At 70.9% G+C, this 12629-nt stretch carries 8 protein-coding genes and 2 pseudogenes; 6 read left to right on the top strand and 4 right to left on the bottom strand.

Annotated features, from left to right (window positions below):
• Window positions 1-64: 64 nt before the first annotated feature.
• Entirely contained in the window at window positions 65-3184 is a 3120-nt protein-coding gene (locus ACFCXS_RS37450) for an efflux RND transporter permease subunit (RefSeq protein WP_376647809.1), read from the top strand.
• A gap of 118 nt (window positions 3185-3302) precedes the next feature.
• Window positions 3303-4160 (top strand): annotated as a pseudogene (locus ACFCXS_RS37445) (protein kinase).
• An 18-nt stretch (window positions 4161-4178) separates the two neighbouring features.
• Here the strand turns inward: ACFCXS_RS37445 and nadA are convergent.
• The gene (gene nadA / locus ACFCXS_RS37440) at window positions 4179-5363 is read right to left on the bottom strand and encodes a quinolinate synthase NadA (RefSeq protein WP_352101140.1); all 1185 of its coding nucleotides are present in this window, start codon (window positions 5361-5363) and stop codon (window positions 4179-4181) included.
• 282 nt (window positions 5364-5645) lie between these two features.
• Here nadA and ACFCXS_RS37435 point away from each other — a divergent pair, with 282 nt between their 5' ends.
• Window positions 5646-6002, top strand: a complete 357-nt coding sequence (locus ACFCXS_RS37435) for an iron-sulfur cluster assembly accessory protein (protein ID WP_031109243.1) — start codon at window positions 5646-5648, stop codon at window positions 6000-6002.
• An 89-nt stretch (window positions 6003-6091) separates the two neighbouring features.
• Here the strand turns inward: ACFCXS_RS37435 and ACFCXS_RS37430 are convergent, their stop codons facing one another.
• Window positions 6092-8236, bottom strand: a complete 2145-nt coding sequence (locus ACFCXS_RS37430; RefSeq protein ID WP_376647808.1) for a hypothetical protein — start codon at window positions 8234-8236, stop codon at window positions 6092-6094.
• Between the two features lie 146 nt (window positions 8237-8382).
• On the bottom strand, window positions 8383-8589 hold the full coding sequence (locus ACFCXS_RS37425; RefSeq protein WP_376647807.1) for a hypothetical protein: 207 nt from the start codon (window positions 8587-8589) through the stop codon (window positions 8383-8385).
• 132 nt (window positions 8590-8721) lie between these two features.
• Here ACFCXS_RS37425 and ACFCXS_RS37420 point away from each other — a divergent pair, with 132 nt between their 5' ends.
• Complete coding sequence (locus tag ACFCXS_RS37420; protein ID WP_376647806.1) at window positions 8722-9696, top strand: carbohydrate kinase family protein; 975 nt, start codon at window positions 8722-8724, stop codon at window positions 9694-9696.
• An 82-nt stretch (window positions 9697-9778) separates the two neighbouring features.
• On the opposite strand, the gene ACFCXS_RS37415 is transcribed toward ACFCXS_RS37420, so the two are convergent.
• Entirely contained in the window at window positions 9779-11158 is a 1380-nt protein-coding gene (locus ACFCXS_RS37415) for a cysteine desulfurase/sulfurtransferase TusA family protein (protein ID WP_376647805.1), read from the bottom strand.
• 264 nt (window positions 11159-11422) lie between these two features.
• Here ACFCXS_RS37415 and coxB point away from each other — a divergent pair, with 264 nt between their 5' ends.
• Together coxB and ACFCXS_RS37405 are read left to right on the top strand one after the other, a co-directional pair.
• Window positions 11423-12388 (top strand): cytochrome c oxidase subunit II, encoded by a 966-nt coding sequence (gene coxB, locus ACFCXS_RS37410; protein WP_376647804.1) that lies wholly within the window; start codon window positions 11423-11425, stop codon window positions 12386-12388.
• Window positions 12385-12629, top strand: a pseudogene (locus ACFCXS_RS37405) (cytochrome ubiquinol oxidase subunit I); the annotation flags it as partial. The gene coxB and the pseudogene ACFCXS_RS37405, both read left to right, overlap by 4 nt.

Below are 12629 nucleotides of genomic sequence, written 5' to 3'. Positions count from 1 at the left end.
GGCGGGCGCTCATCTGCGCGTCCGCTGCCGCTTCTGCCGTTAAACAGAAGAGAGACCCTCACCCATGTCCTGGCTGTCCAGGTTCAGCCTCGCGCAACGGGCCTTGATCGGACTGATCTCGATCATCGCGCTCGTCTTCGGGGCGATCGCGATACCCCAGCTCAAGCAGCAGCTGCTGCCCACCATCGAACTGCCCATGGTGTCCGTGCTGGCGCCGTACCAGGGCGCGTCACCGGACGTGGTCGAGAAGCAGGTCGTCGAACCCATCGAGGACACCCTCGAAGCCGTCGACGGCATCAGCGGCGTCACCTCCACCGCCGGCGAGGGCAACGCCGTGATCATGGCGTCCTTCGACTACGGCAACGACACCGAGCAACTGGTCGCCGACGTCCAGCAGGCCGTCAACCGGGCCCGCGTCCAGCTCCCTGACGACGTCGACCCGCAGGTCATCGCCGGTTCCACGGACGACATCCCGACCGTCGTCCTCGCCGTCACCTCCGGCCGCGACCAGCAGGCCCTGGCCGACCAGCTCGACAAGACCGTCGTGCCGGACCTGAAGAGCATCGACGGCGTCGGCCAGGTCACCGTCGACGGTGTGCGCGACCTCCAGGTCACCGTGACGCCCGACGACGCGAAGCTGGCCAAGGCGGGCCTGACCTCGCAGTCCCTCTCCCAGGCGCTCCAGGCGGGCGGCGCGACCGTCCCGGCCGGCTCCTTCGACGAGGACGGCACCAACCGCACCGTCCAGGTCGGCGGCGGCCTGACCTCGCTCCAGCAGATCCAGGACCTGATGGTCACGGGCGAGCCCGGCAAGGGCAAGCCGGTGCGGCTCGGTGACGTCGCCACCGTGAAGCAGCAGGAGGCCACGGCCGACTCCATCACCCGCACCGACGGCAAGCCGAGCCTCTCGGTCGCCGTGACGATGGACCGCGACGGCAGCGCGGTCGCCATCTCCGACGCCGTCCAGGACAAGCTCCCGGGCCTGCGCAAGGACCTCGGCTCCGGCGCGAACCTCACGGTCGTCAGCGACCAGGGCCCGGCCGTGTCCAAGTCCATCAAGGGCCTGACCACCGAGGGCGCGCTCGGCCTGCTCTTCGCCGTCCTGGTGATCCTCGTCTTCCTGGCCTCGATCCGCTCGACCCTGGTGACGGCGGTGTCCATCCCGCTGTCCGTGGTCCTCGCCCTGATCGTGCTGTGGACGCGTGACCTGTCGCTGAACGTCCTCACCCTGGGCGCCCTGACCATCGCCATCGGACGTGTCGTCGACGACTCGATCGTGGTCCTGGAGAACATCAAGCGCCACCTCGGCTACGGCGAGGAGCGCCACTCGGCGATCCTCCAGGCCGTCCGTGAGGTCGCGGGCGCGGTGACGTCCTCGACGCTCACCACGGTCGCGGTGTTCCTGCCGATCGGCCTGGTCGGCGGCATGGTGGGCGAGCTGTTCGGCTCGTTCAGCCTGACCGTGACGGCCGCGCTGCTGGCGTCCCTCCTCGTCTCGCTGACGGTCGTGCCGGTGCTCTCGTACTGGTTCCTGCGCCCGCCCAAGGGCACCCCGGAGGACGCGGCCGAGGCTCGTCGGCTGGCCGAGGAGAAGGAGGCCAAGAGCCGCCTCCAGCGCATCTACGTCCCCGTCCTGCGCTTCGCGACCCGCCGCCGCCTCACCAGCGTGGCCCTCGCGATCGTCGTCCTGGTCGGCACGTTCGGCATGGCGCCGCTGCTGAAGACGAACTTCTTCGACCAGGGCGAGCAGGAAGTCCTCACCGTCAAGCAGGAGCTGAAGCCCGGCACCAGCCTGTCCGCGACCGACGCCCAGGCCAAGAAGGTCGAGCGGCTGCTCGCCGGCACCAAGGGCGTGAAGGACTACCAGGTCACGGTCGGCTCGTCCGGCTTCATGGCGGCCTTCGGCGGCGGCACGGACACCAACCAGGCCTCGTACCAGGTGATGCTCGACGACTCGGCGTCCTACGAGGACGTCCAGAGCGGCATCGAGAAGGGCCTGGCCGGTCTGAAGGGCATCGGCACGACCACCGTCGCCGCCGGTGACGGCTTCGGCAGCCAGGACCTCAGCGTGGTCGTGAAGGCCGCCGACGCCGGCGTCCTGCGCACCGCGTCCGAGAAGGTCCGCAAGTCGGTCGCCTCCCTCGACGACGTCACGGACGTCTCCAGCGACCTCGCCACCAGCGTCCCGCGCATCTCGGTCAAGGCCAACGACAAGGCGGCCGCGGCCGGGTTCGACGACCAGACCCTCGGCGCGGCCGTCGCACAGGCCGTCCGCGGCACCACCGCTGCCAAGGCGGTCCTGGACGACACCGAGCGCGACGTCGTCATCCGCTCGGCCAAGCCCGCCAGGACCCTGAAGCAGCTTCAGGACCTGCGCCTGGGCGGCGCGGTGAAGCTCGGCGACATCGCCACGGTGAAGCAGGTCGACGGCCCGGTGTCGATGACCCGCATCGACGGCCGGCGCGCGGCCACCATCACCGCGAAGCCGACCGGCGACAACACCGGCGCGGTCAGCGCCCAGCTCCAGTCGAAGATCAACGCGCTGAAGCTCCCGGACGGCGCCACGGCGTCGATCGGCGGTGTCTCCGAGGACCAGGACGAGGCGTTCGTCAACCTGGGCCTGGCGATGCTGGCGGCCATCGCGATCGTCTTCATGCTGCTGGTCGGCACCTTCAGGTCCCTGGTCCAGCCGCTGATCCTGCTCGTCTCCATCCCGTTCGCCGCCACCGGCGCGATCGGCCTGCTGATCGCCACCGGCACCCCGATGGGCGTCCCGGCCATGATCGGCATGCTGATGCTCATCGGCATCGTGGTGACGAACGCGATCGTGCTGATCGACCTGATCAACCAGTACCGCAAGCAGGGCCACGGCGTCGTCGAGGCCGTGATCGAGGGCGGCCGGCACCGGCTGCGCCCGATCCTCATGACCGCCCTGGCAACGATCTTCGCCCTGCTGCCGATGGCCCTCGGCATCACCGGCGAGGGCGGCTTCATCGCCCAGCCGCTGGCCGTGGTCGTGATCGGCGGTCTGGTGACGTCGACGCTGCTCACGCTCCTGCTCGTCCCGACGCTCTACGCGATGGTCGAGCTCCGCAAGGAGCGCCGGGCGAAGAAGCGCGCGGCGAAGAAGGGCCTCCCGGCCCAGCGGACGGACGCGACGGAACCGGAGCACGCACGCGTGTGACGTCCTGACCCGACGGCGGCCGGGCACCGGACCTGTGACGGCCGGTGCCCGGCCGCCGCCATGTCCCGTTTCTTATCCTGTGGCCCCGAACGGCGTTACGGGGGAAGGGGATTCGGGCGTGCCGCTGCACAGCGACGACCCGGAGTCGGTCGGCGGCTACAGGCTGCTCGACCGGCTCGGAGCCGGGGGCATGGGCGTCGTCTACCGGGCCAGGGCCCGCTCGGGCCGTGACGTGGCCGTCAAGGTCGTCCACGCCCAGTACGCCGCGGACGCCGTCTTCCGCACCCGTTTCCGGCAGGAGGTCGCCGCGGTCCGCAAGGTCAGCGGAGCCTTCACAGCCCCCGTCCTGGACGCCGACCCGGACGCGGTCCGGCCATGGATGGCGACCCAGTTCGTCCCCTAGCCCTCGCTCGCCCGGCGGATCCGCGACCGGGGCGACCCTGCCGGAGGCCGAACTGCGCGGCCTCGCCCTGGGGCTGGTGGAGGCGCTGCGCGACATCCACCGGGCCGGTGTGGTGCACCGGGACCTGAAGCCGGCCAACGTCCTGCTGGCCGAAGACGGCCCGCGCGTCATCGATTCGGCATCTCCCGCGCGGCGGAGAACCACCAGACGCTCACCGAGACCGGCCAGATGATCGGCACACCGCCCTTCATGGTGACCGCCGTGTCCCCCTCGTCGGGCCGGACGCTGTGGCGGACCCGGACCGGCGTCCGGGAGCCGGGCCCCGCCCGGTACGACGAGCGGACGCGCACCCTGTACGTGGCGGGCACCGACGGCCGCGTGGCCGGTCTCGACGCCCGCACCGGCGACCGGCTGTGGCGGACTCGGCAGCGTGCCGAGGACGAAGAGAGCCCCGGTGAGGGGGAGGGCCCCGAGGTGCTGGTCGACGGGCGCAGGCTGGTGGTGGCCGCACCGGGCGGCGGGGTGTTCAGCCTCGACCCCGCCCACCCCGAGCGCACACCGCGCTCGGGGTGACGGCCGGCCGGACGACGGTTACGGCAGCGCCAGCATCCGCTCCAGGGCCAGCTTCGCGAAGGCCTCGGTCTCCTTGTCCACCTCGATGCGGTTGACCAGGTTGCCCTCGGCCAGTGACTCCAGGGCCCAGACCAGGTGGGGGAGGTCGATGCGGTTCATGGTCGAGCAGAAGCAGACCGTCTTGTCGAGGAAGACGATCTCCTTGCCCTCCGGAGCGAAACGGTTCGCCAGGCGGCGGACCAGGTTCAGCTCGGTGCCGATGGCCCACTTGGAGCCGGCCGGGGCGGCCTCCAGGGCCTTGATGATGTACTCCGTCGAACCGACGTAGTCGGCGGCTGCCACGACCTCGTGCCTGCACTCGGGGTGGACCAGGACGTTCACGCCCGGGATCCGCTCGCGCACGTCGTTCACCGAGTCCAGGCTGAAGCGGCCGTGCACCGAGCAGTGCCCGCGCCACAGGATCATCTTCGCCGCACGCAGTTCGTCGGCCGTCAGACCGCCGTTCGGCTTGTGCGGGTTGTAGAGGACACAGTCCTCCAGGGACATGCCCATGTCCCGCACGGCGGTGTTGCGGCCCAGGTGCTGGTCGGGCAGGAAGAGCACCTTCTCGCCCTGTTCGAACGCCCAGTCCAGGGCCCGCTCGGCGTTGGACGAGGTGCAGATCGTGCCGCCGTGCTTGCCGGTGAACGCCTTGATGTCGGCGGAGGAGTTCATGTACGAGACGGGCACGACCTGCTCGGCTATCCCGGCCTCGGTCAGCACGTCCCAGCACTCGGCGACCTGCTCGGCCGTCGCCATGTCGGCCATCGAGCAGCCGGCGGCGAGGTCGGGCAGGACGACCTTCTGGTCGTCGGACGTCAGGATGTCCGCCGACTCCGCCATGAAGTGAACGCCGCAGAACACGATGTACTCGGCCTCCGGGCGGGCGGCCGCATCCCGGGCGAGCTTGAACGAGTCACCCGTCACGTCGGCGAACTGGATGACCTCGTCGCGCTGGTAGTGGTGGCCGAGCACGAAGACCTTGTCCCCGAGCTTCTCCTTCGCCTTGCGGGCGCGCTCCACCAGGTCCGGGTCGGACGGCGAGGGCAGGTCGCCGGGACACTCCACACCGCGCTCGCTCTTCGGGTCGGCCTCACGGCCGAGGAGCAGCAGGGCGAGGGGCGTCGGCTGTACGTCGAGCTCCTGGGTCTGGGCGGTGGTCACGACACGCACCCTTTCTGTTTCTGCGACTTTTCGTCGATTTGACGCTATCTATCATAACTGCTTCACGTCACTTTGACGATGGCCATAGCGTCGGTGTGACGTGAATCCCGGTGAGCCGCCGTTCATTCCCGGGAAGACCCGGAAAGAGACGTTTTCCGGTTCCCGGCGCGTGTGCGAGCATGAAAAGGAGCCGGGATCGAGAGCCCGGCCCGGAATGAATCCGCGGCCCCGCCGGTTGCAACCGTCGGCAAGCAGTCTCCGTACAACCCGGGAGAGATGTAGATGTCCGTATCGGACGAGACCAGCACCGTCACCGACGGCATCATCCTGACCGACGCCGCCGCGTCCAAGGTCAAGGCGCTGCTCGACCAGGAAGGCCGCGAGGACCTGGCGCTGCGCGTCGCCGTCCAGCCCGGCGGCTGCTCCGGCCTGCGCTACCAGCTCTTCTTCGACGAGCGCGCCCTCGACGGCGACGTCGAGAAGGACTTCGGCGGTGTGAAGGTCGTCACCGACCGCATGAGCGCCCCGTACCTGGGCGGTGCCACGATCGACTTCGTGGACACCATCGAGAAGCAGGGCTTCACGATCGACAACCCGAACGCGACGGGCTCCTGCGCCTGCGGCGACTCCTTCAGCTGAGCCTGCCGAGCCGCCACCGGCGGCCGCGGACACGACGAAGGCGGCGGCCCCCTCCGACGGGGCCGCCGCCTTCGCGCTGTGCGTCGCTCCTACCGCTCCCGCACCGGGGGAGCCGGCAGCCGCGCACCCTCCTTCGCCAGCGGCACCGCCTTGCCGTCCTCGTTCACGACGGCCCGGTCACCGAGCGGCTCGTCCAGCTGCACGGTCTTCTGGAACTGCTTGGCGATCATGACGCAGACCTTGTCCGGCCACGGGGTCGACGTCACGGTGACCGTCACCTCGTCGGCCCCCTCGCTCGCCGTCACGTCGTAGTCGGCGCACACCCCGCCCGTGAAGGTCACCGTCAGCTCCGCGCCCTCGGCCCGGTAGCCGTCCACCTTCACCTCGCGCGGCCCGGGAGCCGACGTCGGCCTGTCGCTCGGCCGGCTCGGCTCGGGGGAGGCCAGATACTTCGGCTCCACCGCCGGGTACGTCACCGTGAACGGGTCCTTCGCGCCCGGCGCCGTCACCTCGAACAGCCAGGACGGAACCAGCGCCTGCCGCCCGTCCACGACGTGCGAGGCCAGCCCGAACACCGCGTTCTGGACCGTCACGCCGTCCTGCTCGGGAGCACCGCTCGCCGGCTGCCCGCAGGGCTGCTCCAGCCGGTCCTTCAGCGGCACGGGGCTCGCGCAGCCGCCGATGCCCATCCGGTGGTCGTTCTTCGGCTGCCCCTTCATCAGCTCCAGCGCCTTCTCGGCGCCGACCACGGGGTACGTGTCGCCCTTCACCGGCTTTTTCAGCTGTCCGCTGCCGCCTACGACCTCGCCGTCCGCGCCGACCGTGATCCCGGTCGTCCAGCCGTACGTGGGCAGTCCGCCGACCGCGGGGTCGGCGTTCACCACCCGCTGGGCCCCCATGACCTGGCTCGCGTCGCGCTTCGCGTCGCCCTGACCCACCGCCTTCAGCACGGGCGCGGCGGCCTTCTCGGCCGCCTCCTCGCTCACCGGCGTGCCGCCGGACTGCGGGGCCGCCGTGCAGGTGCCGATGCCCTTGCAGTCGTCCGTGCCCGGGGCGTACCGGCTGAACGTCCAGGAGCCCGGTGCCTGCCTGTTCACCTGGAGGCTCGGCCCCGACCCGTCCTGGCCCCCGATCCTCCAGCCCTCGCCCTGCGCCACCGGCGTCCCCTCGACTCCGAGGGCCTTCGCCAGCCGGGCCACGTCCGCCTCGGTGACCTCACCCCGCGCCCGGTACACCGGCGCCTTGCCGGGACCGTCGGGCAGGGGGCCGTCGACGCGGTAGGTGGCGCCGTAGGGGTTGGGCTCGCCCGGTGCGATGCCGTTGCCGCCGCCGGGCGTGGACTCCGAGTAGCCGTCGAGCGCGAGCGGCGGGGGAGTGCCGTCCCCGCCGGGCGCCCCGGAGGTGGTGCCGCCGCCCGGCCCACTGGCTGCGTTGGCGGCGAGCCAGGCCCCGCCACCTCCGATCAGCAGCACGGCGGCGGCGACGGAGGCGATGATCGCGGGGGTCCGGGGGCGGCCCCCGCCGTGGCGGACCGGGTCCTCCTCGTCACGGGGCAGGTCACCGGCGGGTCCGGGGGTGGCTCGGGAGCGGGCTGCCCCGGCCTCGGTGTCGTCCGCGGTGCCTTCGCGAGCGGACGCCGATTCCGGCACCGCCACCGGCACCGAGCCGCTGCGAACGCCCTCGGCGTCCCCGCCTTCACGGGTGTCCGTGGCGTCCCCGTCTTCGCGGGTGTCCGTGGCGTCCCCGTCTTCGCGGGTGTCCGTGGCGACCCCGTCTTCCCGGGCGTCCGTCGCGGCTTCGGCATCCGCGGACGGCTCGGCGTCGCCCTGCCGGTCCCCGGTGGTCGCGGCCGACCGGCCGTCGTCGCCCTGCGTGGCCTCGGGCGTGCCCGTCTCCGCGGCTTCCGGCGTGCCGGACTCCACGACCGCGGGGGCCGGCGCCTGCGCCTTCACCTCCGCCTCAGCGGCCTGCTCGTCGTCGGCCGGGCTTTCGGGAGACTCGGCGGCCCCGCTCCCGGCCTCCGCCGACCCGTCGCTCTCCGCCGACCCGTCGCTCTCCGTCGACGCCCCGGCCGCCTCGGTGCTCGACGCCGTGGCCGCCTCCGTGCCCGACCCCTCGCCTTCCGTCGACGCCCGGGCCGCCTCCGTGCCCGGCTCCTCGGCCTTCGGGGCGTCTGCGGTGGCGCCGGCCGCTTCCCTGGCGTCGGCGTCGTTGTCGGGTCGCTCGGTGTTCACCGCATCGCTCCTTCAGCTGCACAGCTGTCCCATGGGACCCTGCCCGGTCACCCATGGACCTCTGGTGGGTCGTATCCCGCCTCCCCTTTACGGGGGACAGCGATGGGACGCAGCGGGGGAGCACACGGTTCCCGCGAGTGCGCCGTTCAGTCCCCGTAGTCGGACATCGCGTCGAGCAGCCGCGCCGACGCCGGAGGTACGGACACACCGTGGATCAGGGCCGGGGAGACCGGTCGCGAAGTGATCCGGGGAACCACCCAGTGCGGTGCCATCCGTGCCCCGTCACCCGGCAGCGACGCCAGATCGCCTTCGAGATCGACCGGAACGGGCGCATGGACCTTGAGGTTCGTCATAGCGGCACCGTATGCACGGTCGAGCTCACCGAGAAAGATCTACTATCGGGTAGTTTCGATGCCTTCAGCGCTGCCCAGCCCACCCGATAGCGTGAACTGTCAAGGTCCGCCTCCCTCAGGAGAATCCACGCCGTGCGCATCGCAGTCACCGGCTCCATCGCCACCGACCACCTCATGACCTTCCCCGGCCGCTTCGCCGACCAGTTCGTAGCGGACCAGCTGCACACGGTCTCGCTGTCGTTCCTGGTCGACAAGCTCGACGTGCGCCGCGGCGGTGTCGCCGCGAACATCGCGTTCGGCATGGGGCAGCTCGGCACCCGCCCGATCCTGGTCGGCGCGGCGGGCGCGGACTTCGACGAGTACCGGGCCTGGCTCGACCGGCACGGCGTCGACACGGAGTCCGTCCGCATCTCCGACACGCTGCACACCGCCCGCTTCGTGTGCACGACCGACGCCGACCACAACCAGATCGGCTCCTTCTACACCGGCGCCATGAGCGAGGCCCGCCTCATCGAGCTGAAGACCGTCGCCGACCGTGTGGGCGGTCTCGACCTGGTCTCCATCGGCGCCGACGACCCGGAGGCCATGCTCCGGCACACCGAGGAGTGCCGCTCCCGGAAGATCGCCTTCGCCGCCGACTTCTCCCAGCAGATCGCCCGGATGGACGGCGAGGAGATCCGCATCCTGCTGGACGGGGCGACCTACCTCTTCTCCAACGAGTACGAGAAGGGCCTCATCGAGACCAAGACCGGCTGGAGCGACGCGGAGATCCTCTCCCGCGTGGGCCACCGGGTGACCACCCTCGGTGCGCGCGGCGTGCGCATCGAGCGGGTCGGCGAGGACCCGATCGAGGTCGGCACGCCCGACGAGGAGCGCAAGGCCGACCCGACCGGCGTCGGCGACGCCTTCCGTGCCGGGTTCCTCTCCGGTCTGGCCTGGGGTGTCTCCCTGGAGCGTGCCGCGCAGGTCGGCTGCATGCTGGCGACCCTCGTCATCGAGACGGTGGGCACGCAGGAGTACCAGCTGCGGCGCGGGCACTTCATGCAGCGGTTCACCAAGGCGTACGGGGACGAGGCCGCGGAAGAGGTTCGGGGGCGTCTGGGCTGATCCGCCGTCTTGGGGGTGTGGGGGCTGGTCGCGCCCCGCGGCGGCAGCCGCATGTCGACACAGCCCCGCGCCCCCAGGGCGTTCAGCTCACCCGGCGGACGACGTACGCCGATCCCTTTTCCGCCGGCTCCTCGCCCATATACTCCTGTCCCCGCATCTCGCACCACGCGGGAATGTCCAGCCGCGCCGCCTCGTCATCGGAGAGGACCCGGACCAGGCCGCCCACCGGCACGTCGCCGATGACCTTGGCGAGTTCGATGACCGGGATCGGGCACCGCTTGCCCAGGGAGTCCACGACGAGCACGTCGTCCTCCCGCATGACCGTCCCGGAGACCGGCGCCCCCAGCTTCTCCCGCACCGTCGCCACTGCCCGGGGGAGGACGTCCAGGAACCGCTCCACGTCCTCCTCCGCAGTCCCGAGCGGCAGCGAAACCCGCACATTTCCCTCACTCAGCACGCCCATGGCCCGCAGCACATGGCTCGGCGTCAGGGTGCTGCTCGTGCAGGACGATCCCGACGAGACCGAGAAGCCCTCGCGGTCCAGCTCGTGCAGCAGGGCCTCGCCGTCGACGTAGAGACAGGAGAAGGTGACGACCCCGGGCAGCCGGCGCACCGGATCACCGACGACCTCGGCGTCGGTCACCAGGCGCGGCACGCGTGCCCGGATCCGTTCCGTCAGCCCCCGCAGGCGCACGGCCTCCTCGGCCGCCTCCGCCCGTACGGCCCTCAGCGACGCCGCCGCCGCCACGATCGCCGGGATGTTCTCGAAACCGGGCGCCCGCCCCGACTCCCGCTCGTCCACCGGCCCTTGCGCCGCGAACCGCACGCCCTTGCGCACCACCAGCAGCCCCACCCCGGACGGCCCGCCCCATTTGTGCGCACTGCCCGCGAGCAGCGACCATCCCCCTTCCACCGGCCCCCACCCCAGGGACTGCGCCGCGTCCACCAGCAACGGCACCCCGGCCTCCCGGCACAGCTCCGCCACCGCCGCGACCGGCTGCTCCGTGCCCACCTCGTGGTTGGCCGACTGCAGACAGGCCAGAGCGGTGTCCCCGCGCAGGGCATCGCCGTAGACGACCGGGTCCACCGCCCCGCCCCGGTCGACGGGCACCTCGGTGACGGACCCTCCGGCCGCCTCGTGCAGCTCGGCCGAATGGAGGACAGAAGAGTGTTCGACCGCTGACACGATCAGGTGGCGCCCGACGCGTCTGCGCCCGGCCAGCGCTCCGGCAATCCCCGTGTGCACGGCACGGGTTCCGGACGAGGTGAAGACCAGCTCGTCCGGCCGGCACCCCACGGCCTCGGCGGCGGCCTCCCGCGCCGCGTCCAACAGCATCCGGGCCCGCCGCCCCTCCTTGTACAGACGTGCGGGATCCGCCCATCCCTCATCGAGGGAGGCCAGCAGAGCCTGCCGGGCGACGGGATGGAGCGGAGCACCGGAAGCGGCATCGAAGTAACCCACACGGCAACGCTAGAACGTCCGGGGGAACGGCGAACCTCAGGGGCGCGGGGAACGGCGCGAACAGCCGCAAACCACCCGCAGCCGCCAATTCAGCGAACCGCCCGGGTGAGTAGGCACCCCTCCCCGAGAACCCCCGGAGGGCGTCGGCTAGGGTTTGGTCCGCATAAACATCCAAACCCCTGCCCGACGCAGGGCCGCGACCGACCAGCGAGAAGGCCAGGCCGCAGCCGATCCGCGCGGGCGAGACTCTCGGGAAGGCGCTACGTGAGTCCCAACGGCTCCGACCGCTCGCCGCGGCGCCCGATGCGGCGGAAGCTGCTGCAGGCACTGACCGCGGGCCTGGTCTTGGCGACAGCCACCGGTTGCTCGTACAACTGGGAAGACTTCCCCCGCCTTGGTATGCCCACCCCGACCACGGAAGAGGCTCCCCGGATCCTCTCCCTGTGGCAGGGTTCCTGGGCGGCTGCGCTCGCCGTCGGCGTGCTGGTGTGGGGTCTGATCCTGTGGAGTGCTTTCTTCCACCGGCGCAGCCGCACCAAGGTCGAAGTTCCTCCGCAGACCCGGTACAACATGCCCATCGAGGCGCTGTACACCGTGGTTCCGCTCATCATCGTCTCGGTGCTGTTCTACTTCACCGCTCGTGACGAGTCCGAGCTGCTCAGCCTCAAGAAGAAGCCCGACGTCACGGTCAACGTGGTCGGCTTCCAGTGGAGCTGGTGCTTCAACTACATCGAGCCGGTCGCCGGTTCCACCGGGGACGCCAAGACCTCGAAGGACCTGGACGCGATCCCGGACCGGTTCAAGAAGGACTTCCCGGCCAACGCCGGCGGCGTCAACGACTGCGGTACCCCCGGCACCCGGAACCCGCAGACGGGCAACCCGGGCCCGACCCTGTGGCTGCCCAAGGGCAAGACGGTCCGCTTCATCCTCACCTCGCGTGACGTCATCCACTCCTTCTGGGTGGTGCCGTTCCTCATGAAGCAGGACGTCATCCCGGGCCACACCAACGCCTTCGAGGTGACCCCCAACAAGGAGGGCACCTTCATGGGCAAGTGCGCCGAGCTCTGCGGCGTCGACCACTCTCGGATGCTGTTCAACGTGAAGGTCGTCTCCCCCGAGCGCTACGAGCAGCACCTCAAGGACCTCGTGGACAAGCAGCAGAACGGTTACGTTCCTGCCGGCATCGCGCAGACGAGCCACGAGAAGAACCGGGAGACGAACAACCTGTGAGCATCCTCAACGAACCCCAGGGTGCCGCGGCAGCAGGGTCCCACTACCAGGACGAGCTGCCGGTCAGGCGCCAGAACCGCGGCAGTGTCGTGGTCAAGTGGCTGACGACGACGGACCACAAGACGATCGGCACGATGTACCTCGCCACGTCTTTCGCGTTCTTCGTCATCGGTGGCGTGATGGCGCTGCTGATGCGCGCCGAGCTCGCCCGGCCCGGTCTGCAGATCATGTCGAACGAGCA

Source organism: Streptomyces sp. NPDC056373 (genome assembly GCF_042262425.1).
Taxonomy (GTDB): domain Bacteria; phylum Actinomycetota; class Actinomycetes; order Streptomycetales; family Streptomycetaceae; genus Streptomyces.
The sequence above is the reverse complement of the archived record's forward strand: the minus strand, read 5'-3'. Positions and strand labels throughout refer to the sequence as shown.

Excerpts from the sequence above, each read along its gene's own strand:
- ACFCXS_RS37450 (WP_376647809.1), top strand. The coding sequence starts at position 65 with ATGTCCTGGCTGTCCAGGTTCAGCCTCGCGCAACGGGCCTTGATCGGA.
- ACFCXS_RS37425 (WP_376647807.1), bottom strand. The coding sequence starts at position 8,589 with ATGACGAACCTCAAGGTCCATGCGCCCGTTCCGGTCGATCTCGAAGGC.
- ACFCXS_RS37435 (WP_031109243.1), top strand. The coding sequence starts at position 5,646 with ATGTCCGTATCGGACGAGACCAGCACCGTCACCGACGGCATCATCCTG.